The sequence below is a fragment of the Kribbella sp. NPDC003505 genome, assembly GCF_040610875.1.
Lineage (GTDB): Bacteria > Actinomycetota > Actinomycetes > Propionibacteriales > Kribbellaceae > Kribbella.
In genome coordinates, this window is record NZ_JBEXNA010000002.1 from 685293 (window position 1) to 708300 (window position 23008).

Consider the following 23008-nt stretch of genomic DNA (forward strand, 5'->3'; position numbering starts at 1 on the left):
TGAGGGGTAGGCGCTGTGGCACTGCTGTACGAGCGGATCTGTGCTCACGTGCTGGAGCAGCTCCGCCGCGGCACGTTGCGGCCGGGCGACCGGGTGCCGTCGGAGATGGAACTCGCCGCGCAGTTCGCGGTCAGCCGGATCACCTCCAAGCGAGCCCTGGAGGTGCTGCGGGAGGCCGGCCTGGTCGAGCGTGTCCGCGGCAAAGGGACGTTCGTCGTACCCCGGCTGCCCGACCTCACCGAGCTGACCGTCCCGCTCCGGTCGAACCCGCGGCGCGAGGCGCTGTCGATCGCCTACATCGTGCCGTCGATGTCGGAGGCGTTCGGGCTGGATCTCCTCAACACCATCGAGGAGCGCTGCGCGGAGCACGGCGCGCATCTGCTGGTGCGCCGGACCCACGGCCGTCAGACCGACGAGGAGAAGGCCGTCGACTCGCTGGTGGCCACGGTGGACGGTCTGATCGTGTTCCCGGTGTACGGCGACTTCTACAACGCCAGCCTGCTGCGGCAGGTGCTGGACGGCTTCCCGGTCGTGCTGGTCGACCGCCAGCTGTCCGGTATCCCCGTGTCCGCCGTACTGACGGACAACGTCGCCGCCGCTCGAGCGCTAACGCAGCGGCTGCTGGCCCAGGGACATGAGCACATCGCGTTCGTCGCGCCGCCGCCAGTGAACACGTCGTCGATCGAGGAGCGGCTGGAGGGTTTCCGCTCCGCCTTCGACGATCGTGGCCGTCCGTACGAGCTGACCGACCTGCGCAGCACGCTGCCCGGTTCGACGACCACCGAGAGCGTTCGGGCGGACATGGACACCATCCGGGCGTTCCGCGAGCAGCGGCCCGAGGTGACGGCGTACTTCGCCTGTGAGTACAACCTGGCCCGCATGGTCGACAGGGCGCTGGGCGGCGATCGGGTGGTCGCGTGCTTCGACTCGCCGGGCGACTCCATCGGCGGACCGCCGTACCTGCACGTGCGCCAGAACCAGACGGAGATGGGCCGGCTCGCCGTGGACCTCCTGCTCGCCCAGCTGCGCGGCGAACCGGTGCCGACGCTGTCGTACGTACCGTTCGAGCTGATCGACGCGGAGACCTGACTTTCGGCAGTACGGCGCGCGTGCTGCGACTGTGTAGCGTCTACGCCATGAAGTGGCGGCGCCTGGGGGACGCGGGTCTGTGGGCCGCGCTGAGCCTTCTCGTGCTCGCGGAGAGCGGCGCGCGCCACGATCCGTACTGGTTTCGTGCCGCCTGCCTCGCTGTCCTGGCCGTCGCTGTCTTCGGTCGGCGGATGTGGCCGCTGGTCGCTCTGTGTGTCGTGGCGTGGACGGAGATCGTCGTCCTCGCCTTCGCGCTCGGTACGACGAACGGCGTGCAGATCGCGCTCGTACCGGCCATCAGCTTGCTGAGCTATCTCGCCGGTCGCAGGGAGACACAGCTCAAGCATTTCGTCCTGCTCTGCAGCTGGTCGCTGCTCGGGATGCTGGTGCTTGCCCTGACGATGCGCAGGGGAGCGCAGGCGACAGAGGCGATCCTGACCTGGCTGATGCTGCTCCTGCTCGCATTGCTCCTGGTTGTGCTGCCTTGGTTGATGGGCCGGTACCGGGCGCAGCAGGCCTTGCTGGCGTCGGCCGGCTGGGAGCGGGCCGAGCGGATCGAGCGCGAACAGCGGATGGAGATCGACCAGGAGCGGCTGCGCGAGCGGTCCCGGATCGCCGAGGACATGCACGACTCGGTCGGTCACGAGCTCAGCCTGATCGCGCTGCGCGCGGCCGCCCTCGAGCTCGACCCGTCGCTCCCGGAGGAACACCGGCGGGCCGCGGGTGACCTCCGCGAGTCGGCGGCGACCGCTACCGAGCGATTGGGCGAGATCGTCGGCGTACTGCGGGACCAGGACGCACCGACCGTGCCGCACGACGAGACGGTGCGTGCGTTGGTGGACAGGGCGGCAGCGTCCGGTCTGGCGGTGCGGCTGACAGAGGTGATCGACGGCGTACTGGCGCCGATGGTCGACCGCGCCGTACACCGCGTCATCCAGGAGTCGCTGACGAACGCGAGCAAGCACGCACCTGGTGCGACCGTCACCGTCAGCGTGACGACGCACGAGGACGACGTACGGGTGACGGTAGTGGACACCGGTGCCACCCGGGCAGTGGCCGCGCCGTCAGGTGGGCGTGGGCTCGACGGGTTGCGTGAGCGGGTCCGGCTGGCCGGCGGCTCGCTCGCTGCAGGACCGCGTCCGGGTGGCGGCTTCGAGGTCAGCGCCACGATGCCCCGCGCCGGCGGCCGACCGGAGCCGCCCACTGCCGCGGTGGAGCGCGCCACGGTACGGCGTAGCGCACAGCGTGGCCTGATCACCGCGATTGCCGCGCCCGTGCTGCTGGGCGCGGTCGTCGGTGCGGTTGCCCTTGGCTACTACCTCGTCGCCGGCTACAGCGCGATCCTGCGTCCGGCGCAGTACGACGCGCTCACCATCGGCCAGTCCGAGGTGGACGTCGCGAAGGTGCTGCCGCGGATGCAGATGATCGACCCGCCGGGGGAGGGCTATCAGGCTCCGGCCGGCTGGAGCTGCCGGTACTACCGCCCGGCGGCCCCGTTCTCCGCCAATTACGTCTACCGCTTGTGTTTCGCCGACGGCGCACTGGTCGCCAAGGCCGTCGTACAGAGCGGATCTGTTCCACCGACACCGGAAGGCAATCGATGATCAGGGTGATGCTCGCCGACGACGAGGCGATGGTGCGGGCCGGGGTCCGCGCGATCCTCGGCACCGACGACGAGATCGAGGTCGTCGCCGAAGCGGCCGACGGCGTCGAGGCCGTCGACGCGGTACGGCGGCACCGGCCGGACGTCGCCGTACTCGACATCCGGATGCCGCGGCTGGACGGACTCGCCGCCGGTGCGGAGATCCGGCGGACCGTACCGGAGACGGCGGTAGTCGTCCTCACCACGTTCTCGGAGGACGCCTACATCGCCCGCGCGCTCGGCGACGGCGCGAGTGGCTTCCTCCTCAAGTCGGGCGATCCGCGCGAACTCATCGCCGGGCTGAAGGCGGTCGCCGATGGCGCAGCCTACCTGTCTCCCAAGGTCGCGCAGCGGGTGATCGCCGAGCTGAGCGCCGGCGCCGGCGGCGGCGCGATGGCGCGGGCGGCGGCCGCCAAGGAGCAGGTCGGCACCTTGACGCCGCGCGAGCTCGAGGTGCTCGGACTGCTCGGTGCCGGACTGTCGAACGCCGAGATCGCCGCGCGGCTGTTCCTGGTCGAGGGGACCGTGAAGGCGTACGTCAGCGCGATCCTGCTGCGGCTGCGGGTGAAGAACCGGGTCCAGGCCGCGATCGTCGCCTACGAAGCCGGGCTGGTGACGGGCTGACGCACAGTGGGGCACTGGTGCGGAACCGTCACCGGACGCTCCGGGTGGTGACGTGGTGAGGACACCCGGTCATGGGATAGTGGACCCTCCCGGGGGGCCTCACATCCTCCGGGCACCCAGCAAGCCTCAGGGGCCACGCGCCCCCTCTCACAGAATCGGGGATCCAGGTCGTGACCGACTCGCACAACTCCGGACAGCACAAGGACCGGGAAGCGGCGGCGGCCGAGGTCCGGAGAATGTGGCAGCCGACCCCCTCCTGGACCCAGCCGGACCCGAACCAGTCGCCCGACGCCGACCAGGTCGAGGAGCCCGACGAGCAGGAGGACGCGATCTCGCGGACAGACTCGTGGGGAGTGGCTCCGAAGCCCGTGGACCAGCCGGCGCCGTGGACCCAGCCGCAGAGCCAGCCCGCGCCGTCCTGGACGCAGCCGGCCGCCGAGTCCGGTGCGGCGTCGTGGAGCCAGCCTGAGGAGCAGGACGACGAGTTGGCTGTTGACGGCGAGGCGACGGCGACCGGGGCGGCCGACAGCGCTGCTCCGGAGGCCGGCCAGAGCACCCCGGTGTTCGGGGGGTCCTCGTTCCACGGCTCCGGGCACGACCAGGGCGGTCAGCCGCAGGGTGGCCAGCTCCCGCAGGGGCCGGCGCAGCACGCCGCCGGCCAACCCGGCCAGACCGGTCAGCCAGGCCAGACCGGTCAGCCTGGCCAGCCCGGTCAGCCTGGCCAGCCCGGTCAGCCCGGCCAGCCGCTGTCGCAGGCTGCTCAGCAGTTCTTCCCGCAGGGCGTCCCTGGTCAGCCTGCGCAGCAGCCGCCGCAGAACCTGTCGTACCGTGCCGACGAGCTGATCCAGGCGCTGCCGTTGCCGCGGGAGGCTCCGGCCGAGCGCGGTGTGCGCAGCGTGCTGAAGCTGCGCCCGGGTAGCTCGGAGCGTTCCGAGCGGATCGCGCGGGCGACCGCCGCGACGGCCTTCCGGCGTCCGGTGACGATCGTCGTGGCGAACCCGAAGGGCGGCTCCGGCAAGACGCCGACCACGCTGCTGCTGTCCGGTGCGCTCGGTCAGGCGCGCGGCGGCGGGGTCGTGGCCTGGGACAACAACGAGCTGCGCGGCAACATGCACCTGCGCACCCACGACACGAACTCGCGCTCCACCGTCACCGACATGCTGCAGGCGATGCCGATGCTGACCCAGCCGGACGCGCGGCTCGGGGACGTCGCGGCGTACCTGCGGCACCAGGTCGCCGGTCAGTACGACGTGCTGACGTCCGCGACCACGACGTACGCGCAGATCGAGGCCAAGGACTTCGATCAGATCCACCGCCTGCTGAGCCGGTTCTACAAGGTGCTCGTGATCGACACCGGCAACAACGAGGGCTCCAGCAACTGGCGCGAGGCGATGAAGGCGGCCGACGCCCTCGTCATCCCGATCAAGTGGAAGAGCCTGTCCTGCGCGGCCGCCGTACAGATGCTGGAGGAGCTCGACAACCAGGGCCCGGAGGCGCAGCGGCTGATCCGCCGCGCGATCATCGCGGTCTCGAACGGTCCCGGCGACGTGAACAAGGAGGTCGAGAAGCAGCTCCGGCCGTACTTCGAGTCCCGCGCCGCCGCCGTCGTCGACATCCCGACCGACATCCACATCGCCGCCGAAGGCCCGCTCGACCACTCCGCGCTGCAGCCCGGCACCCGCCGCGCGGCGCTCGAGCTGGCCGCCAGGGTGTCCGAGCAGATCACGATCGCGCTGAACACCCCGCGCTGAGCGGGGTCAGCACTCCCCGGAGCTGGTTCCGGCCGGCACGAGGGCGCTGATGCCGAAGACAGTGCTGCTCCTGCTGTGCTTGGCCTGGCAGAGCTGAAGTCCGTCGACGTAGGCGCGCGCTCCGGCTGCCTCTCCGGCCGCGAACCACCGCGTCGCCAGCGGTCTCCGGTCGCCGGTCGGCTCACCGTCGCCGGTGAGTGCCGCGAAGATGTGCTCCTGGAGGGTGCGAGCCGCCGTCCAGGAGCCGGCCCGGATCCCGATCACGTGGATGCCGTCGACGCTGCTGATCGCGGTCGCCAGGTCCGTGCCCCGGATGCAGTTCTGGACGGTGCTGCTGTTGGAACCGGTGCAGGTGAACCCGTCGGCGGTGGCGGCGCCGGCCACCTGCTCGGCGGTCCCGGCGAACGCATGATCGGGGAGCGTCGGCCACTTCCAGCCCTTCCGCTCCAGATCCATTCCGCCGAAGCCCTCGAGCCCGGCGCTCAGCACGGTGGCCGATGCCCAAGCGGTCCGGTGCTCGCCGCTCTTGGCGAGCAGGCCGGTCAGCTCACCGGCGCCACTGGCTCCGGCGAAGTCCCCGACGATGGCCTCGAGGTCCGGCTTGGCCTGCGGGGCGTCGGCCGACTCGGTGTACGCGATGTCGAACGACGCCGAGACCAGCTGACCGTCCGGCGTCGCGGTGAAGTCCGCCTTGACGTCGTGGGTGGCGTCCTTGCGGTAGCAGCCCCGGACCACCAGCGGCTTGTTGTCCGGGTACAGGTCGGAGCACACCAGCCCGCGCTTGCGCAGTGCCTCAGTCAGGACCTGCGCCTGGCCTGTCGCCTGCCCGGCGGTGTCCGGTACGACGTACTGCGCGTCCGGCCCGCCCTGGTCCGAGCTGCAGGCCACGAGGAGCAGCGCCACCGAGGCGACGAGGATCTTGGGACTACGGAGGATTCCGGGCACGACCACACAATGTGACAGTCCGCGGGGTCGGTCAGCGGTCGATCAGGTCGGGCTCACGCTCGACCTGAGGTTGAGCTTTGCGGAGGCGGTGGCGGACCAACTCGACGACGAGTGTGACCGCCAGCGCGAGGCCGATCCCGAGGACGACGCCCTTCAGCGGGTTGTCCTCGAAGGCCTTGCCGCCGATGTAGCCGACGAGGGTGCAGTAGAGACCCCAACTGACGGCGGCCAGGGCCGCGAAGGGCGTGAAACTGCGCAGCGGGTAGCGGACCGATCCCATCGTCAGCGTGACCGCCGTCCGGCCACCGGGGACGTAGCGGGCGACCACCAGGACCAGACCGCCACGCTCGGCCAGCGCGCGGCGGGCCCACAGGACAGCGGCGTGCCGCTTGGTGCCCGGTTTCATCCGATCGAGCAACCGTCCGCCGGCGCCGCGACCGAGCGCGTACGACACGTGGTCGCCGACGAACGCGCCGATCGCGGAGACCGCGATCACGGCGTACAGGTTCGGCTCGCCGGTGGCTGCGGCGAACACGCCGGCGGTGACGACCAGGGTCTCGCTGGGGATCGCCGGGAAGAACCCGTCCAGCGTGGCGAACCCCCACACCGCGAGATAGATCCACCACGAAGACATCAACTCTTCGGCGAAGTGCAGGAGCGCGTCACTCATAGCTCTGAACCTAGAAATTCCACCCCGTGCGCCACATCGGACGAGTGGCTGGTCCCGCCCCCTACTTTCGTCAGGTGAGTCGATACCATCTGCACGTGAACGAAGGAGCGAATGTGTCGGAAGTCAAGGTCCGTCTGATCGGCGTCGAGGGCGAGGCTGAGCGGAGTGTGACCGAGACGACGACGATCGGGGAGCTGTTCGCCGGGATCTTCGGCCAGGACCGCTCCGCCATCGCCGCCCGGGTCAACGGTGAGCTGCGGGACCTGTCCCGGGTGGTCGCCGATGGCGACGAGATCGAGCCGGTCAAGGCGTCGTCGGAGGACGGCCGGGCGATCATCCGGCACTCGACCGCGCACGTCCTCGCCCAGGCGGTGCAGGACCTGTTCCCGGAGGCCAAGCTCGGCATCGGCCCGCCGGTGGAGAACGGGTTCTACTACGACTTCGACGTGCCGACGCCGTTCACGCCGGAGGACCTGACCAAGCTCGAGAAGAAGATGCAGCAGATCATCAAGGAGCGGCAGCGGTTCAGCCGCCGGGTGGTCTCCGACGACGACGCACGCACCGAGCTGGCGTCGGAGCCGTACAAGCTCGAGCTGATCGGCATCAAGGGCTCCGCGGCGGACGCGGCCGAGGGCGCGAGCGTCGAGGTCGGCGGCGGCGAGCTGACGATCTACGACAACATCCGGCGCGATGACAGCGTCGCCTGGAGGGACCTGTGCCGTGGTCCGCACGTCCCCGCCACGGGGTACCTCGGCAACTTCAAGCTGATGCGCACGGCGGCGGCGTACTGGCGGGGGAGCGAGAAGAACCCGCAGCTGCAGCGGATCTACGGCACCGCGTGGGAGTCGCGCGACGAGCTGAAGGCGCACCTGACCCGGCTCGAAGAAGCTGCCAAGCGCGACCACCGCAAGCTGGGCACCGAGCTCGACCTGTTCAGCTTCCCGGACGAGATCGGCTCCGGCCTGGCCGTCTTCCATCCGAAGGGCGGTGTGCTGCGCAAGGTGATGGAGGACTACTCCCGCCAGCGGCACGTCGAGGACGACTACGAGTTCGTCTACTCGCCGCACATCACCAAGGGCCAGCTGTTCGAGACCTCCGGGCACCTCGACTGGTACGCCGACGGCATGTACCCGCCCATGCACCTGGACGAGGAGCGCGGCGCGGACGGGCAGCTCCGCAAGCAGGGCCAGGACTACTACCTGAAGCCGATGAACTGCCCGATGCACAACCTGATCTTCGCCGCCCGCGGCCGGTCGTACCGGGAGCTGCCGCTGCGGCTGTTCGAGTTCGGCACGGTCTACCGGCTGGAGAAGTCCGGCGTCGTGCACGGCATGACCCGCGCCCGCGGCTTCACCCAGGACGACGCGCACATCTACTGCACCCGGGAGCAGATGCGCGACGAGCTGCGCAACCTGCTCACGTTCGTGCTCGGCCTGCTCGCGGACTACGGCCTGGACGACTTTTACCTGGAGCTGTCCACCAAGAACCCGGACAAGTTCGTCGGCTCCGACGAGGTCTGGGAGGAGGCCACCGCGACGCTGCGCGAGGTCGCCGAGGGCTCCGGTCTCGAGCTGGTCCCGGACCCGGGCGGCGCCGCGTTCTACGGCCCGAAGATCTCCGTCCAGGCCAAGGACGCGATCGGCCGGACCTGGCAGATGTCGACGATCCAGCTGGACTTCAACCTGCCCGAGCGGTTCGAGCTCGAGTACACCGCGCCGGACGGCTCCCGGCAGCGGCCGGTGATGATCCACCGCGCGCTGTTCGGCTCGATCGAGCGGTTCGTCGCGGTGCTCACCGAGCACTACGCCGGCGCCTTCCCGCCCTGGCTGGCCCCGATCCAGGTGGTCGGCATCCCGGTGACCGACGGGCACGTGGACTACCTGTTCGACGTCGCGAAGCAGCTGAAGGCGGAGGGGATCCGGGTCGAGGTCGACGCCTCCGACGACCGGATGCAGAAGAAGATCCGGAACGCCCAGAAGGCGAAGACGCCGTACATGCTGATCGCCGGCGACGAGGACATGGCCGCCGGGTCGGTCTCGTTCCGGTACCGCGACGGCACGCAGAAGAACGGCGTACCGATCGCGGACGCAGTGGCCGAGATCGTCGAGGCCGTCAAGAAGCGCATCCAGGTATGACGGAACACCCCGGCGCCCCTGACTCGCCGTACGACCCCGAGGAGTTGGTACGGCAGGACGGCATCGGGGTGCCGGACCCGTTCATGCGGTTGTGGACGCCGCACCGGATGGCCTACATCGAGGGCGAGAACAAGCCGACCAGCTCCGAGGCCGGCTCGGGCTGTCCGTTCTGCCGGCTCCCGAGCTTGCCGGACGTCGACGCGCTGATCGTTCACCGCGGCGAAGCGGCGTACGCCGTGCTCAACCTGTACCCGTACAACCCGGGGCACCTGATGGTCGTGCCCTACCGGCACGTGGCCGACTACACCGAGCTGACCGACGCCGAGGTCGCGGACGTCTCGACGCTGACCCGCGAGGCGATGCAGGCGGTCCGGACGGTGTCGGCGGCGCACGGCTTCAACATCGGCATGAACCAGGGCGAGATCGCCGGCGCCGGCATCGCCGGTCACCTGCACCAGCACGTCGTACCCCGCTGGTCGGGTGACACCAACTTCATGCCCGCGATCGCGCACACGAAGGTCCTTCCGCAACTCCTCGCCGATACCCGCGCCCTGCTCGCGAAGTCCTGGCCATAAGAAACGCCCCACCCGCGGCCCGCGGGTGGGGCGCTGTCACAGGTTCACTCGCCGGCGAGGTCCTGGCCGGTGAAGTTCTTCCAGAGGAAGTAGGTCGGGTCGTCGAAGGTGCCCGCGGCCTTGCCGAGCGACTCGATCGTCGTGGCGGTGCCGTTGGCGTGACCCACGTGGTACAGGTGGCCGGAGCCGCTGTCCTTGTCGATGCCCAGCAGCAGCGTGCCGTTGCCGCACGGCGCCGCGACCAGCGACTCGAAGCCCTGCCAGGTGGAGCTCCGGACCTCCTTCACCACGCCCGGGATGACCTGCCCGCCGGCCAGCGGCAGGTGCGCGGTGTACAGCTTGCCGCTGGTCAGCGTCATCAGGAACGTGTCGTACGTCGCGGTCTGGCTGATCAGCGTCATCGCCTTCACGCCGCCGTACCCGGACTGGTAGCCGGTGACCTGCCGGCTCGGTACGCCGTTGGTGTACGCCACGTTGCGGCGGTACAGCGTGCCGTCGTTGTGCAGCGAGTACTCCGTGTCCCGCTGCGTGGTCGCGGTGACGACGGTCGAGCGGTCGAGCGACCGGTACACGTCCCAGCCGCCGCCCACGCGGGTGACCTGCTTCTGCGAGACGGTGCCCCCACCAGCCGGTGTCAGGTACGACGTGTCGTACAGACCGGCCCCCATGATGACCGGGCCGGTGTGCGCGTCACCCCCGACCTCCGTCGCTCCGAACCGCATCGTCGCGCTCAGCCGGACCTGCCCGTCCGGGTAGATGTCCTTGGCAACGATCTTGTCGTCGACCTTGGCGCCGTCGGTCCCGAAGGTCTGCAGCCGGTGGTCGCCCCCCGCGGTCACCGAACCGACCTTGATGCTGCACGTGGCACCTGCCGTGCTCGCGCCGCCGGTGGGCTGTGCCGCGGCGAATCCGCTGCTCAGCAAGCCCATCCCGACCGCCCCGGCAGCAACGACTCCGGCGTACTTGGCCCACTTGATCATTTCTTTCCCCCTGCTTCTCGGTATCGGACGGCAGGTTGGATGCGGTCATGACCGGAAAAGTTCGGCCCGCCTCCGAAGAGCCGTTCAGCGCAGGAAGAGAGGCAGCATCGGGTCGACCAGGGTGGTCAGAGTGTCGAGGGTGACCTCGCGCGGCGGGTTGGTCAGGGCGGTCACCCGGACGACGCGGCGGCCCTGGCGGAAGACGAGTTCGCCGGCCTCAGGGAGGTAGTAGCCGGGCTGGCCGATCGGGGCGAACCGGGGCGGGGGCACCTGCTGCGCCTCCGGGATGGTCGCCTGGTCGAACGCCTCCACGATCGACACGGTCGCGTCGTACGTTCCCCAGACGCAGGTCAGCGCACCCTTCACCCGGTAGTCCCGCCGCAGCTGCACCCGCAGCTGGATGAACCGCTCCGCGGCCGAGGTCGACAGCTGACAGGTCTCGTCCGCCTGCCGGGCCGACCGCAGGGTCCGCGGTACGGCGTCCCGCGCGGCCAGCGCGATCGCGACGGCGCGGGCCTTCTCGATGCCGTCGGCGGGATCGCGGTCGATGCCGCCGGCGGGCGTGATCCGCACCGCACGGTCGCCGACCCGGAAGACGATCCGCGACTCGCTGATGGTTGCTTCCGGCCCGAGCTCCGGGAGCTCGGCGACCGACCCCGGGTTCTCCACGAGCCGGCTGAGCGTGTCCGGCTGGATCGGCAGCGCGCTCACGCCGATCGTGACCGGCAGGTCCCCGAGCAGCAGCGTGCAGAGGTCCATCGCGGGGAGTCCGCCGTCGTTCCAGGCGTTCGGCTTCGCCGTGACCGGGCCGCGGAACTTGGCGGTCAGGGTGCGCGTGATCGCCGTACACACCTGCGGACCGGGCGCTCCCGACGTACCGTCCAGGCCCTCGGCCTGCGGGGGAGCGATCACGGTCGGGACGATCACCCTGGGTGGCACCGGGGCCGGAGCGGTCCCGTTGGCGCGCTGGGCGACCGAGCACCCGCTGGCGACGAGCAGGAGGACAAGCGCGCCCGCGAGCTGCCTGCGACCCATGGCGGCCACCTCCTCACCCTCCAGCATCCCCTGCCAACGGACGCCGCGCAGGCCGAAACCTGTGCCTTGTCACCCGATGGTGACCCGGGTGAACTACGATCGCGTCGCCATGCTTAACAGATTCCGGCAGTTCTGGACCAAGGTGATCACGCCGATCGCCACCCTCCTGCTCAAGCTCGGCGTGAGCGCCGACATGGTCACGCTGGTGGGCACCATCGGTGTGTCCGCGGGAGCGCTGATCTTCTTCCCGCGCGGCCAGCTGTGGATCGGCGTCCTGGTGATCACGGCGTTCGTGTTCTCGGACCTGATCGACGGCTACATGGCCCGGACGTCGGGGACGTCGTCGAAGTGGGGCTCGTTCCTCGACTCGACGCTGGACCGGATCGCCGACGGCGCCGTGTACGGCGGCCTGGTGATGTTCTACGCGAACTCGCAGGCCGGCGACTCGACGCTGATGGCGGCCGTGACGCTGTGGGCGCTGGTGATGGGGGCGGTCACGTCGTACGCGCGGGCCAAGGCGGAGAGCCTCGGGCTGAAGGCGAGCGGCGGCCTCGCCGAGCGGGCCGACCGGCTGGTGTTCACGCTGGTCCTGGCGTTCTTCTCGGACATCTTCGACCTGCCGATCCTGCTCGAGATCGTGATCTGGTACGTCGCGGCGGCGAGCACGATCACCGTCATCCAGCGCTCGCTGTCCGTGCGCAGGCAGGTGCTGGCCGACCCGTCGAACTCCGGACTCGACACGCCGCCGACGGACCCCAAGGCCTGATGGAGAGCGGTCGGCAGCGGGCCGTCGACCTCGCTTTCGCGCTCGCCTGGACCCTCGTCCGGCGCCTGCCCGAGCGGACCGTCACCTGGCTGTTCCGGCAGGCGGCCGACCGCACGTTCCGCCGCAACGGCCGCGGCGTACGGCGGTTGCGCGGCAACCTGGCCGCGGTCCGGCCGGACGCCACCGAGGCGGAGCTCGACGAACTCACCCGCGCCGGCCTGCGGTCGTACTTGCGCTACTGGCAGGAGGCGTTCCGCCTGCCCGAGTGGACCCGCGAGGAGATCGTCGGCAGCGTGCGGACGGTCAACGAGAAGGTGCTCCGGGACGCGTACGCCGCTGGGCAGGGTGTGATCTGCGCGCTGCCGCACCTGGCGAACTACGACCACGCCGGCGCGTGGGCCGGGCTGACCGGCATGCCGGTGTCGACGGTAGCCGAGCGGCTGCAGCCGGAGTCGCTGTTCGACCGCTTCATCGCCTACCGCAAGAAGCTCGGCATGGAGGTCCTGCCGCTGACGGGTGGTGACGAGGACGTCACCGGCGTGCTCGCGGACCGGCTCCGCGGCGGCGGTTTCGTCTGCCTGGTCGCCGACCGCGACCTGTCCGAGCGGGGTGTGCCGGTCACGTTCTTCGGCCGCCCGTCCCGGATGCCTGTCGGCCCCGCCGCGCTGAGCCTGAAGACGGGCGCGCCGCTGATCCCGGCGACGCTGCACTACGAAGGCCGCGACCTGGTGATCACCTTCCACGACGTCGTGGAGCCGGACGGCGGCGCGGCGGCGATGACCCAGCGGTGCGCGGACGCGTTCGCCGAAGGGATCGCCGCGCATCCTCAGGACTGGCACATGCTGCAAAGGATCTTCCTGGAGGAGTGACAATCGCGTTGTGAGGATCGGCGTGGTGTGCCCGTACTCGCTGGGCACGCCCGGCGGGGTGCAGAACCACGTCCGCGACCTGGCCGAGGCGCTGCTGGCCGTCGGGCACGAGGTCTCGGTCCTCGCCCCGGTCGACGATCAGGCGCCGGACGCGATCCCGCCGTACGTCGTCTCGTCGGGGCGCGCGGTCGGCGTGCCGTACAACGGGTCGGTGGCCCGGGTGACGTTCGGTCCGCGGACGGCGGCCCGGGTCAAGAGCTGGCTCGCCGACGGAAGCTTCGACGTCGTCCACGTCCACGAGCCGACCACGCCGAGCGCGTCGATCATCGCGCTGTGGTCCGCGGACGGGCCGTTCGTCGCCACCTTCCACACCTGGCAGGTACGGTCCCGGGCGATGAGCGCGGCGGCCGGCCTGTTGCGGCCGGCGTTGGAGAAGATCGACGCCCGGATCGCGGTGTCCGAGAACGCCCGCTCGATGATGGTCCAGCACATCGGCGGTGAGGCCGTGGTGATCCCGAACGGGCTGTACACCGCCCGGTTCAAGGGCAGTCCGCGGCCGGAGTGGATGGGGGAGGACGGCACGATCAGCTTCCTCGGCCGGCTGGACGAGCCGCGCAAGGGCCTCGGCGTGCTGCTGGCCGCCGTCCCCGCGTTGCTCGCCGAGAGGCCGCGGTTGAAGATCCTCGTCGCCGGCTCGGGGCAGGCCGAGGAGACGCTGCCGCCGCGGTACCACGACAACGTGCTGTTCCTGGGCGCGATCGACGACGGGGCCCGCGCCGACATGCTGGCCGGCTCGGACCTGTACGTCGCTCCGCATCTCGGCGGCGAGAGCTTCGGCATCGTCCTGCTCGAGGCGATGGCAGCAGGCGCCCCGGTACTGGCGAGCGACCTGCCCGCGTTCCGGCAGGTCCTGGAAGGCGGGCACCTGGGGGAGCTGTTCGAGCCGGGAGACTCCGGCGAACTGGCGGCCCGCGCCCTACGTCTCCTGCGCAGACCCGACAAGCGCGAGGAACTGCGCGCGCTGGGGCTGGCCACCGTGCCGAAATACGACTGGTCGGTCCTGCTTCCCGAGCTGGTGTCGGTCTACGAGCTGGTCGCCCGGCGGTAGCGCTCGGCCAGCCGGTCGAGGTACGCCGTCAACTCCGGCGGACCGTCCTGAATCACGAAATCCACATCCAGCAGCGCCAGGTGTATTGCGAGGCTCTGCACCGTGTCTGAGCCCGTCTGCAGCAGACAGCTCCGCTCGTCGATCGGCTCGATCGTCCCGACGGCAGGCGTCAACTGCTCGGCCAGGACAGCAGCGGGCACGGCGACCGTCACCGACGCTCGGTAGCGCCACGCCGCCGCGGACACGCGACGCGACACGTACGCCGCCACGTCGCCGCCCTCGGGCAGCTCCCGCGGACCGAAGCGCGGCCCGGTCGGGATCCGCGGACGGACCCGGTCGACCCTGAACGTCCGCCAGTCCTGCTTCTCGAGGTCGAAGGCGACCAGGTACCAGCGTCGGCCCCAGTTGACCAGCCGATGCGGCTCCGTCCGCCGAAGGGTCGGCGATCCGGAGTGCGACAGGTAGTCGAAGCGCAGCTGCTCACGGTCCCGGCAGAGCGCCGCCAGCTGCGTCAGCAGTTCGGGGTCGACCTGCGGTCCGGGCTCGTCCGGCGGCACCTGCACGGTGAAACTCGCCAGCGTGTTGACCCGGCGCCGCAGCCGCGAGGGCAGGACCTGTTCGAGCTTGGTCAGCGCCCGCAACGACATCTCCTCGACACCGGCGATGCCGGCCGCCTTCCGCAGGCCGATGACCACTGCCACGGCCTCGTCGTCGTCCAGCAGCAACGGCGGCAGCGCGGCGCCGGCGCCCAGCCGGTACCCGCCGACGGATCCACGGGTGGCGTCGACCGGATAGCCGAGGGACCGGGACCACGCGAACATCGTGTCCTGGCACGAGTTCGACCGCGGCAGCCACTGGGCCACCCAGGACGCGCCGGACCTGCTGCTGCAGGACCTTCGCGAGTTCTTCGCCGGGCGTTAAGGCACAGGACCTAGGCGAGCTTGGCGGCCGTGGCGTTGATCTCGTCCAGATCCCCGGGCGTCGGGTGCCAGGGGAGCTGGAGCGGGTCGTCCTTGTAGCGCGGGATCACGTGCAGGTGGGTGTGGAACACCGACTGCCACGCCTCGGCGCCGATGCAGCTGAGCAAGTTGGCTCCGTCGGCGTCGAGGCGGTCGATCACGCGGGCGACCAGGGACTGGGCGAGCAGGGTCGCGCCGGTGAGGTCCTCGGGAGCGGCTTCGCGGAGATCGGCCGAGTGCGCCCGCGGCACCACCAGCAGGTGCCCGGTCGTGCCGGGGTTGATGTCCATGAAGGCGATCGCCCGGTCGTTCTCAGCGACCTGCGTGGAGGGGATGGTGCCGGCCACGATCCCGCAGAAGATGCAGTTCTCGCTCATCCGCACAGGCTATACACTGCGCGAGCCGAACCCCTGCCCATCTGTGTCGTACTAGGAGCCCGATGCCGGACGAACTCCTGCGCCCGACCGTCGGTGCCGGCGTGGACATGTCCGCGCGCCCCTGGCGGCTGATGTCCCAGACATACGTCGCGTTCTTCGGCGGCGTGCTCGCGTCCACGGCGGTGGCCTACCTGAACGCCGGCCGGCTCGGCGTCGACGCCGCGAAGCGCCGGCTGATCCTGTTCACCGGCCTGGCCGGTCTCCTGGCCGTGATCGGCGTCTTCGTCCTGCTGTACGTCGACAGCGGCGTCACGTCCGGTCTGCGGGTGAGCATCCGCGTCGTCGCGGTGCTGTGCTGCCTGGCCCAGCTCCGGCTGCAGCGCCCGATGGACCGCGCGTTCCAGCTGCGCGGCAGGGACTACGGATCGCTGTGGGGCGTAGGGATCGCAGCGACGATCGGCGGCGCGGTCGCCGAGGCCTTGATCCTCCTCCTGGTGACGGTGGTGTTGTGAACGATCCGAGTGAGGCCCGCCTGCGGATGGCGGCGCACTGGCTGCAGATCGGCCGCCCCGAGCGGGTGCTCGACGAGCTGCAGGGGCTGTCCGGTGACGCCGCGGTCGACTACCGCGCATACCTGTTCCGCGGCGCGGCCCTGCATGCGCTCGACCGGAACGCCGAGGCGATCGACGTCCTGCGCGACGGCCTCACCCTGCACGGGCCGTTCCCGGCGATGCTGTACGTCCTCGGGTCGTCGCTGCGGTCGGAGGGACGTCTGCCCGAGGCGGAAGCGGCGTTCCTGCAGGGCCTGAGCCTCGACCCGAACGATCCCGACCTCCTGATCGGCTACGCGCATGTCTGCCTCGCGGCCGGACAGGCCGCGAAGGCGAGCGCCCTGGTCGAGCGGGCCGCGTCCCACGCGCCGGAGAGCGTCGCGGTCTCGGCGGCGCGCGCCCAGGTGGCGTTCGCGCTCGGCAAGGACCGCGACATGCACCGGCACAGCACCGAGGCCCTGGCACACGACCCCGAGGACCCGAACGCGCGAGCCCTGCACGGTACGGCGTCGATGCTCACCGGCGACTCGCGGTCCGGGTACCGCTCGCTCGCCTCCGCGGCCGCCGCCCAGCCGGGAGACGCGGACCTGCGCGCCGCCGCCCGCGAGGCGAAGATGTTCAACCACCCGCTGATGCTGCCGCTGCGGCCGTTCGCGCGGTTCAACCCGCTGGTCGTCTGGGTCGCCGCGGTCGCAGTCATCTACGGCCTGCGGATCGCCGGGCTCGGACCACTGTCCTTCGCGTTCGCCATGTTCTGGCTGGGCTTCTGCGTCTACTCCTGGGTGGTCCCCCCGCTGGTCCGCCGCTGGATCAACCGAAAGTGGGGCTCATGACTGTATTGAATTCCGCGACTCCGTCGCGGGGGTCATGGGGCTGTTGCTCCCGGTCTTCCCTCGTCGCTCTGGTCGCTTCGCTCCCGCCGCTCCTCAGTCCAGACCGGGAGGCCCCATGACCAACGACCGGATCGACGCGCTGCGCAAGGCCGTCGACGGCAATCCGGATGACGTGCTGCTGCGGCTCGTGCTCGCGGAGTCGCTGGTCGCGGCCGGCGAGACCGAGGAGGCGCTCGACCAGTACGTCGTCCTGCTGGACCAGCGCGGCCTCCCGGACGACCAGTTCGTTCCGGTCGGCGAGCTGGCCGCGGCGAACGGGCGCCTTGCCCTGCTGCGGAACCTGCTCGAAGCGGCGCGGCAGCAGGGCGTGGTCGAGGGGACCGGGCGGCTCCAGCAGCTGGTCGACGGCATGATCTCCGAGCGCAGCGGCGTGCGAATCAAGATCGGCCCGGAGGACCAGCAGGACCCGCTGGTCCTGGACACCCCGAAGGAGACCACCACCTTCGACCAGGTGGGCGGCATGGAGGAGATCAAGCGGGTCATCCACCGGATGGTGATCCTCCCGCTGAGCCGCCCCGAGCTGTACGAGAAGTACGGGCGGAAGTCCGGCGGCGGCGTGATGCTCTACGGACCGCCCGGCTGCGGCAAGACGCTGCTGGCCCGGGCGACCGCGGGGGAGTGCGGGCTGCCGTTCGTCAACGTCCGGATCGAGGACGTGATGGACCCGTACCTCGGCGTGTCCGAGCGCAACCTGCACGCCGCGTTCGAGCGCGCCCGCGCCAATGCGCCGTGCGTGCTGTTCCTGGACGAGCTGGACGCGCTCGCGTTCGCGCGGCACAAGCACGGCGGGTCCGAGGCGCGCCGGCTGGTCGACGTCCTGCTGCAGGAGCTCGACGCGATCGGCTCGGAGAACGAGGGCCTGCTGGTGCTCGCCGCCACCAACGCGCCGTGGGACGTGGACGAGGCGATGCTCCGCCCCGGCCGCTTCGACCGGGTGATCTTCGTGCCGCCGCCGGACGAGCCGGCCCGCGCCGACATCCTGTCGGTGCTGACCAAGGACGTGCCGGCTGACGGTCTCGACCTGAAGGCGCTCGCCGCGCAGACCGCGATGTTCAGCGGCGCCGACCTGCGCGCGCTGATCGAGCGCGGCGTCGACAAGGTCATCGACGAGGCGCTCTCGACCGGTGGCGAGCCGCCGCTGGCGATGCCGCACCTCACCGACGCGCTGACCGCGGTGAAGCCGTCGACTCTCGACTGGCTGCACCGCGTGCGCTCGTACATCGAGTTCGCCAACCAGAGCGAGCGGTACGACGACGTGGCGGCGTACCTCAAGTCACGTGACGTACGCCGCCGCCTGAGCTAACTCTTCAGCTTCGCCGCCGCCGACTCGGGCATCGGCTCGTAGCGGGAGAACTCCCGGGTGAACGACGCCGAACCGTGGGACAGCGAGCGGAGGTCGATGGTGTAGCGGGTGATCTCGACCTGCGGCACCTCGGCCTTCACCAGCGTCCTGTTCTCGCCGATCTTGTCGGTGCCGAGCAGCCGCCCGCGCCGGCCGGACAGGTCGCTCATCACGGCGCCCACCAGGTCGTCCGGCACCAGTACGGAGACCAGGTCGACGGGCTCGAGCATCGCCACCCGCGAGGCGGCCGCCGCCTCCCGCAACGCCAGGCCGCCGGCCATCTGGAACGCCATGTCCGACGAGTCGACGCTGTGCGCCTTGCCGTCGAGCAGCGTGACGCGGATGTCGACCATCGGGTACCCGGCCGCGACGCCCTTCTCCATCTGCGCCCGGACGCCTTTCTCCACGCTCGGGATGAACTGCCGCGGCACCGCACCGCCGACCACCTTGTCGACGAACTCGAACCCGGTGCCCTCCGGCATCGGCTCGACTTCGATGTCGCAGACGGCGTACTGACCGTGGCCGCCGGACTGCTTCACGTGCCGGCCGTGACCCTTCGCCGGCCCGCCGAACGTCTCCCGGAGCGGGACGCGCAGCTCGACGGTGTCCACGGTCACGCCGTACCGGTTGGCCAGGGCGTCCAGGACGACGTCCGCGTGCGCCTCGCCCATGCACCACAGCACGATCTGGTGGGTCTCCGGGTTCTGCTCGATCCGGAGCGTGGGATCCTCGGCGGCCAGCCGCTGCAACCCGACCCCGAGCTTGTCCTCGTCGGTCTTCGCGTGCGCCTGGACGGCGATCGGCAGCAAGGGCTCGGGCATGGTCCACGGCTTCAGCAGGAGTGGATCCGCCTTGTCGGAGAGCGTGTCACCCGTCTCCGCCCGGGTCAGCCGGCCGACCGCGCACATGTCGCCGGCCACCACCTGGTTCGCGGGCCGCTGGCTCTTGCCGAGCGGGAACGACAGCGTGCCGATCCGCTCGTCCTCGTCGTGGTCCTCGTGCCCGTGCGACGATCCGTTGTGGGCGCCGTTCTGGGCACCGAAGAACGACGTGAAATGGCCCGACACGTGAACCGTCGCGTCGGGCCTGATGGTGCCGGAGAACACCCGCACCAGGCTGACCCTCCCGACGTACGGGTCCGACGTCGTCTTCACCACCTCGGCCAGCAGCGGACCGGCAGGGTCGCAGGTGATGCCCTGGCGGGCGACGCCGTGCGGCGTGAAGACCTCCGGGATCGTGTGCTCGGGCGGCGACGGGAAGCCGCTGGTGATCACCTCGAGCAGCTCCAGCGTGCCGACGCCGGACGCGCTGCAGACCGGGACGACCGGGAAGAACGAGCCGCGCGCGACGGCGCGCTCGAGGTCCTCGATCAGCACCTTCTGGTCGATCTCCTCGCCGCCGAGGTAGCGCTCCATCAGCGACTCGTCCTCGGACTCCTCGATGATGCCCTCGATCAGCGAGCCGCGCAGGTCCTCGATCTGGTCGCCGTACGACGGGTCCGGCGCGGAGGTCGTCCGCTTGCCGCCGGCGTATTCGTAGTACGTCTGGGAGAGCAGCCCGATCAGCCCGTCACCAGCCGGCAGGTACAGCGGCAGCACCTTGTCGCCGAACGCGGCCTGGGCGGTGCCGAGCGCGTTCTGGTAGTTCGCCCGGGCGTGGTCGAGCTTGGTGATCACGACCGCCCGCGGCATCCCGACCTCGTCGCACTCCTGCCAGACCGTCCGGGTCGGCTCGTCGACGCCCTCGCTCGCCGAGATCACGAACAGCGCACAGTCCGCGGCGCGCAGACCGGCCCGCAGCTCGCCGACGAAATCGGCGTACCCGGGCGTGTCGATCAGGTTCACCTTCACCGTGCCGTTGACACCGGCGTGCGGGAGCGAGGCGAGCGACAGACCCACCGAGCGCTGCTGCCGGATCTCTGCGTCGTCGAAGTCGCACACCGTGGTTCCGTCCAGGACGGTGCCGGGTCTGTTCAGGACTCCGGAGGCCACCAGCAGGGCCTCGACGAGGGTGGTCTTGCCGGCGCCCGACGGGCCGACCAGGACCACGTTGCGGATGGCGGCCGGGCTGTCCACAGCGGGCGCGGCTCCGGTGCCTTGGGAAGTGTTCGTCTTGTCTGCCATGACGTTCCTCCTGGTCCACCCACGATTCCGCTAACCGTCACTTCGCACAAGGCCCATCAGGTCCCGGATTCGTGACCGCCTCCGCCAGCCGGACCCCGCTCCTGGGTAGGGTCACGGGCATGCGTAGGGCACTCGGGGTAGTCGTCGGCCTGTTGTTCGCGGTCCTGGCACTGGTCGGCTTCGCGGTACCGGCGAGCGCCGGCCCGGCGGAGGCCGGGGACGAGATCGAGAACTTCGCGATCGACTACCAGGTGTCCACGGACGGCGTGCTGCACGTCACCGAGACGATCGACTACCGCTTCGCGGACACCGGCCGGCACGGCATCTACCGCGACCTGGTGATCCGCGAACCCTACAAGGACGACAAGTCGAAGGACCAGGAGTACCGGGTCTCGAACATCAAGGTCTCGTCGCCCACCGGCGCGCCGGCCAAGTTCACCGAGGACACCTACACCGGGAACAAGGGCCGCTACCAGGAACTGCAGCTCAAGATCGGATCCGCCGACGAGACGATCCGCGGCACCGAGGCGACGTACGTGATCAAGTACGACGTGCGCGGCGCGCTGCGGCACTTCGACGACCACAGCGAGCTGTACTGGGACGCGACCGGCACGGCCTGGAGCGCCGACATCAACCAGGTCGACATCAAGGTGACCGTTCCGGGCGGCGTCCAGAAGACCTCCTGCTTCCAGGGCCGGATCGGCTCGACCGAGGAGTGCACGAGCACGGTCAGCGGCGAGCAGGGCGTCTTCGGCGCGACCGACCTCGCGCGTGGCGAGGGAATGACGATCGTCGCCGGGATCCCCGCCGGCGCGGTCCAGAACGACACCCCGATCGTGGTCGACCCGCCGAGCTGGCTCGAGCGCAACGGGGTGTCCTGGCTGTCGCTGATCGGCTCCGGCATCGTGACCGCGGCCGCGATCGCGCTCGCCGCCCTCTACGCCAAGCTCGGCAACAAGGACCAGCGGTACGCCGGGATGCCGCCGGGCACGTTCCCGCCGGACGGTCTCACCGCACAGCCGGTCAAGGACGACCTGAGCGAGGACCAGATTCCGGTCGCGTTCGCCCCGCCGAAGATCCCGGTCGCCGAGGGCGGCCTGCTGATCGACGCGAAGGCGACGACCACCGAGACGGCCGCGACGCTGATCGACCTGGCGGTCCGCGGCGGTGTCCGGATCGACAACGACGGCGACTCGCAGAAGGCGGTGCTGCTGAACCCGGCGGCCGCGACCGCGCCGCACGAGCAGGCGCTGATGCTGGGCCTGTTCCCGGGCCTGCAACCCGGCACGGAGGTGCAGTTGCGCCGCGGCGCGGTGGGCGACAACACCATGCGGAACGCGCACAACGCCATGATCAAGGCGCTCCGCGACCAGGTGAAGGCGCGCGAGTGGTACCTGCGGATGCCGCGGGCCGGCGGCGGCTCGGCGTTCAAGAACGGCTTCGGCTGCGCGTGTCTGGCGATGATCGGCATCTGGGTCGTCGGCGGCGGGATCTTCGGGACCATCGCGAGCGCCGCGACCGGCGGTTTCGGCCGGGCCGTCGTGGTGGCGGTCCCGGTGCTCGCGGTGATCGTTGCCATCGGCATCTGGATTGCGATCCGGGGCCGCGGGCAACGGAACCCGGCCGGCCGGGCGGTGACCGACCAGCTGATCGGCTTCCGGAAATACCTGGCCACCGCAGAGGCGGACCAGTTGCGCTTCGAGGAGGGCGAGGACATCTTCTCGAAGTACCTGCCCTGGGCGATCGCCTTCGGCCTGGCCGACCGCTGGCAGAAGGTGTGCGAGCAGCTCGTCGCCGCGGGCCGGATCCCGGCGGACCCGTACTGGTACTCCGGCCCGTCCTACTACACGTCCGGCTGGACCGCCGCGGCTGTCGGCTCCACCGTCGCCAGTAGCTTCGACCCGCCGCCCACGCCGTCGAGCTCGGGCGGTGGCGGCGGGAGCTCGTCCGGCTTCAGCGGCGGCTCGTCCGGCGGCGGTGGCGGCGGCGGTGGCGGCGGGAGCTGGTAACCGGGACCGCGCGCCGGCTCAGACCGCGCCGCCGGCGGTGGCCGGGGCGGTCGGGTCCGCGGCGGCGTCGCCGACGGCCTCGCGGGCCAGGAAGTCCTCGAGGTGGAAGAGGTTGTCACCGGCCCGCTTGGCGACGTTCACCAGCGTCTTCATCGTGGACACCTCCTCGACCTGCTCCTTGAGGAACCACTGCATGAACTGCTCACCGATGTAGTCGCTCTCGTCACGCGCCGTCCGCGCCAGCGTCTCGATCTGCTTGGTGACGGTGATCTCCTGCGCCAGCGCGAGCTCGAGCGGCGCGAGCGCGTCCTCGAACTCGGACTCCACCTCGCCGACGGACGGGATCCGCGGCCGGACGTCCTTGTCCAGCAGGTACTGGACCATCATCATCGCGTGGTTGCGCTCTTCCAGCGACTGCTTGTAGAAGTGCGCGGCCAGCCGGGGCAGATCCTGCTCGTCGTACCAGACAGCGACCGCCACGTACTGCTGCGAGGCGGTGAATTCGTTCCGGATCTGTTCCTGCAGGAGTTTCTCGTACGTGCTCATGCCGTCAATCTAACGGCCG

The 23008-nt window shown here is 70.5% G+C and carries 21 protein-coding genes; 13 read left to right on the forward strand and 8 right to left on the reverse strand.

What is annotated here, in order from left to right:
* Window positions 1-15: 15 nt before the first annotated feature.
* From ABZX12_RS07720 to ABZX12_RS07735, 4 genes are all read left to right on the forward strand, one after another.
* Window positions 16-1089 (forward strand): GntR family transcriptional regulator, encoded by a 1074-nt coding sequence (locus ABZX12_RS07720; RefSeq protein ID WP_355690832.1) that lies wholly within the window; start codon window positions 16-18, stop codon window positions 1087-1089.
* Window positions 1090-1136: 47 nt separating this feature from the next.
* Window positions 1137-2693: a histidine kinase gene (locus tag ABZX12_RS07725; RefSeq protein WP_355690833.1), complete on the forward strand. Its 1557-nt coding sequence runs from the start codon at window positions 1137-1139 to the stop codon at window positions 2691-2693.
* Window positions 2690-3355, forward strand: coding sequence for a response regulator transcription factor (locus ABZX12_RS07730; RefSeq protein ID WP_355690835.1), 666 nt, complete (start codon window positions 2690-2692; stop codon window positions 3353-3355). The genes ABZX12_RS07725 and ABZX12_RS07730 overlap by 4 nt, the downstream gene beginning before the upstream one ends.
* 170 nt (window positions 3356-3525) lie before the next feature.
* The gene (locus ABZX12_RS07735) at window positions 3526-5106 is read left to right on the forward strand and encodes an AAA family ATPase (protein WP_355690837.1); all 1581 of its coding nucleotides are present in this window, start codon (window positions 3526-3528) and stop codon (window positions 5104-5106) included.
* 6 nt (window positions 5107-5112) lie between these two features.
* Here ABZX12_RS07735 and ABZX12_RS07740 read toward each other — a convergent pair whose 3' ends face one another.
* Both ABZX12_RS07740 and ABZX12_RS07745 read right to left on the reverse strand, forming a co-directional pair.
* Window positions 5113-6051, reverse strand: coding sequence for a hypothetical protein (locus ABZX12_RS07740; RefSeq protein WP_355690839.1), 939 nt, complete (start codon window positions 6049-6051; stop codon window positions 5113-5115).
* A 31-nt stretch (window positions 6052-6082) separates the two neighbouring features.
* Window positions 6083-6721: a DedA family protein gene (locus ABZX12_RS07745; protein ID WP_355690841.1), complete on the reverse strand. Its 639-nt coding sequence runs from the start codon at window positions 6719-6721 to the stop codon at window positions 6083-6085.
* A gap of 113 nt (window positions 6722-6834) precedes the next feature.
* On the opposite strand from ABZX12_RS07745, the gene thrS reads away from it, so the two are divergent.
* Together thrS and ABZX12_RS07755 are read left to right on the forward strand one after the other, a co-directional pair.
* Window positions 6835-8856, forward strand: a complete 2022-nt coding sequence (gene thrS / locus ABZX12_RS07750) for a threonine--tRNA ligase (protein ID WP_355690843.1) — start codon at window positions 6835-6837, stop codon at window positions 8854-8856.
* The gene (locus ABZX12_RS07755; RefSeq protein WP_355690844.1) at window positions 8853-9431 is read left to right on the forward strand and encodes an HIT domain-containing protein; all 579 of its coding nucleotides are present in this window, start codon (window positions 8853-8855) and stop codon (window positions 9429-9431) included. The genes thrS and ABZX12_RS07755 overlap by 4 nt, the downstream gene beginning before the upstream one ends.
* A gap of 44 nt (window positions 9432-9475) precedes the next feature.
* Here ABZX12_RS07755 and ABZX12_RS07760 read toward each other — a convergent pair whose 3' ends face one another.
* Together ABZX12_RS07760 and ABZX12_RS07765 are read right to left on the reverse strand one after the other, a co-directional pair.
* On the reverse strand, window positions 9476-10411 hold the full coding sequence (locus ABZX12_RS07760; protein WP_355690846.1) for a hypothetical protein: 936 nt from the start codon (window positions 10409-10411) through the stop codon (window positions 9476-9478).
* A gap of 84 nt (window positions 10412-10495) precedes the next feature.
* Window positions 10496-11446, reverse strand: coding sequence for a hypothetical protein (locus ABZX12_RS07765; protein WP_355690848.1), 951 nt, complete (start codon window positions 11444-11446; stop codon window positions 10496-10498).
* A gap of 109 nt (window positions 11447-11555) precedes the next feature.
* Between ABZX12_RS07765 and pgsA the strand changes: the two genes are divergently transcribed.
* The 3 genes from pgsA to ABZX12_RS07780 are packed head-to-tail and all read left to right on the forward strand — an operon-like array spanning window position 11556 to window position 14189.
* A complete protein-coding gene (gene pgsA, locus ABZX12_RS07770; RefSeq protein ID WP_355690850.1) occupies window positions 11556-12212 on the forward strand; it encodes a phosphatidylinositol phosphate synthase in 657 nt (218 codons plus the stop codon).
* Window positions 12212-13081, forward strand: a complete 870-nt coding sequence (locus tag ABZX12_RS07775; protein ID WP_355690851.1) for a phosphatidylinositol mannoside acyltransferase — start codon at window positions 12212-12214, stop codon at window positions 13079-13081. The genes pgsA and ABZX12_RS07775 overlap by 1 nt, the downstream gene beginning before the upstream one ends.
* Window positions 13082-13091: 10 nt before the next feature.
* Window positions 13092-14189, forward strand: coding sequence for a glycosyltransferase family 4 protein (locus ABZX12_RS07780; protein WP_355690853.1), 1098 nt, complete (start codon window positions 13092-13094; stop codon window positions 14187-14189).
* Here ABZX12_RS07780 and ABZX12_RS07785 read toward each other — a convergent pair.
* Both ABZX12_RS07785 and ABZX12_RS07790 read right to left on the reverse strand, forming a co-directional pair.
* Window positions 14165-15010 (reverse strand): WYL domain-containing protein, encoded by an 846-nt coding sequence (locus ABZX12_RS07785; RefSeq protein ID WP_355690854.1) that lies wholly within the window; start codon window positions 15008-15010, stop codon window positions 14165-14167. The genes ABZX12_RS07780 and ABZX12_RS07785 overlap by 25 nt on opposite strands.
* Before the next feature lie 110 nt (window positions 15011-15120).
* The gene (locus ABZX12_RS07790) at window positions 15121-15525 is read right to left on the reverse strand and encodes an HIT domain-containing protein (RefSeq protein WP_355690856.1); all 405 of its coding nucleotides are present in this window, start codon (window positions 15523-15525) and stop codon (window positions 15121-15123) included.
* Window positions 15526-15587: 62 nt separating this feature from the next.
* On the opposite strand from ABZX12_RS07790, the gene ABZX12_RS07795 reads away from it, so the two are divergent.
* From ABZX12_RS07795 to ABZX12_RS07805, 3 genes are all read left to right on the forward strand, one after another.
* Window positions 15588-16037 (forward strand): hypothetical protein, encoded by a 450-nt coding sequence (locus ABZX12_RS07795; RefSeq protein WP_355690858.1) that lies wholly within the window; start codon window positions 15588-15590, stop codon window positions 16035-16037.
* Window positions 16034-16909 (forward strand): tetratricopeptide repeat protein, encoded by an 876-nt coding sequence (locus tag ABZX12_RS07800; RefSeq protein ID WP_355690860.1) that lies wholly within the window; start codon window positions 16034-16036, stop codon window positions 16907-16909. The genes ABZX12_RS07795 and ABZX12_RS07800 overlap by 4 nt, the downstream gene beginning before the upstream one ends.
* A gap of 115 nt (window positions 16910-17024) precedes the next feature.
* Window positions 17025-18272 carry a tetratricopeptide repeat protein gene (locus ABZX12_RS07805; RefSeq protein WP_355690862.1) on the forward strand — a complete coding sequence of 416 codons (1248 nt, stop codon included), beginning with the start codon at window positions 17025-17027 and terminating at the stop codon, window positions 18270-18272.
* Here the strand turns inward: ABZX12_RS07805 and ABZX12_RS07810 are convergent.
* A complete protein-coding gene (locus tag ABZX12_RS07810; RefSeq protein WP_355690864.1) occupies window positions 18269-20434 on the reverse strand; it encodes an elongation factor G-like protein EF-G2 in 2166 nt (721 codons plus the stop codon). The two genes, ABZX12_RS07805 and ABZX12_RS07810, sit on opposite strands and share 4 nt — an antisense overlap.
* Window positions 20435-20553: 119 nt before the next feature.
* Here ABZX12_RS07810 and ABZX12_RS07815 point away from each other — a divergent pair, with 119 nt between their 5' ends.
* Entirely contained in the window at window positions 20554-22443 is a 1890-nt protein-coding gene (locus tag ABZX12_RS07815) for a DUF2207 domain-containing protein (RefSeq protein ID WP_355690866.1), read from the forward strand.
* An 18-nt stretch (window positions 22444-22461) separates the two neighbouring features.
* On the opposite strand, the gene ABZX12_RS07820 is transcribed toward ABZX12_RS07815, so the two are convergent.
* Window positions 22462-22989: a ferritin gene (locus ABZX12_RS07820; RefSeq protein WP_355690868.1), complete on the reverse strand. Its 528-nt coding sequence runs from the start codon at window positions 22987-22989 to the stop codon at window positions 22462-22464.
* Between the last annotated feature and the right edge of the window lie 19 nt (window positions 22990-23008).

What these genes read in the sequence shown, in the direction of transcription:
- ABZX12_RS07805 (WP_355690862.1), top strand. Translation starts at nt 17,025, where the DNA reads ATGACCAACGACCGGATCGACGCGCTGCGCAAGGCCGTCGACGGCAAT.
- ABZX12_RS07820 (WP_355690868.1), bottom strand. Translation starts at nt 22,989, where the DNA reads ATGAGCACGTACGAGAAACTCCTGCAGGAACAGATCCGGAACGAATTC.
- ABZX12_RS07730 (WP_355690835.1), top strand. Translation starts at nt 2,690, where the DNA reads ATGATCAGGGTGATGCTCGCCGACGACGAGGCGATGGTGCGGGCCGGG.
- pgsA (WP_355690850.1), top strand. Translation starts at nt 11,556, where the DNA reads ATGCTTAACAGATTCCGGCAGTTCTGGACCAAGGTGATCACGCCGATC.
- ABZX12_RS07810 (WP_355690864.1), bottom strand. Translation starts at nt 20,434, where the DNA reads ATGGCAGACAAGACGAACACTTCCCAAGGCACCGGAGCCGCGCCCGCT.
- ABZX12_RS07725 (WP_355690833.1), top strand. Translation starts at nt 1,137, where the DNA reads ATGAAGTGGCGGCGCCTGGGGGACGCGGGTCTGTGGGCCGCGCTGAGC.
- ABZX12_RS07745 (WP_355690841.1), bottom strand. Translation starts at nt 6,721, where the DNA reads ATGAGTGACGCGCTCCTGCACTTCGCCGAAGAGTTGATGTCTTCGTGG.
- ABZX12_RS07815 (WP_355690866.1), top strand. Translation starts at nt 20,554, where the DNA reads ATGCGTAGGGCACTCGGGGTAGTCGTCGGCCTGTTGTTCGCGGTCCTG.
- ABZX12_RS07785 (WP_355690854.1), bottom strand. Translation starts at nt 15,010, where the DNA reads ATGTTCGCGTGGTCCCGGTCCCTCGGCTATCCGGTCGACGCCACCCGT.
- ABZX12_RS07795 (WP_355690858.1), top strand. Translation starts at nt 15,588, where the DNA reads ATGCCGGACGAACTCCTGCGCCCGACCGTCGGTGCCGGCGTGGACATG.
- ABZX12_RS07775 (WP_355690851.1), top strand. Translation starts at nt 12,212, where the DNA reads ATGGAGAGCGGTCGGCAGCGGGCCGTCGACCTCGCTTTCGCGCTCGCC.
- ABZX12_RS07790 (WP_355690856.1), bottom strand. Translation starts at nt 15,525, where the DNA reads ATGAGCGAGAACTGCATCTTCTGCGGGATCGTGGCCGGCACCATCCCC.
- ABZX12_RS07765 (WP_355690848.1), bottom strand. Translation starts at nt 11,446, where the DNA reads ATGGGTCGCAGGCAGCTCGCGGGCGCGCTTGTCCTCCTGCTCGTCGCC.
- ABZX12_RS07760 (WP_355690846.1), bottom strand. Translation starts at nt 10,411, where the DNA reads ATGATCAAGTGGGCCAAGTACGCCGGAGTCGTTGCTGCCGGGGCGGTC.
- ABZX12_RS07755 (WP_355690844.1), top strand. Translation starts at nt 8,853, where the DNA reads ATGACGGAACACCCCGGCGCCCCTGACTCGCCGTACGACCCCGAGGAG.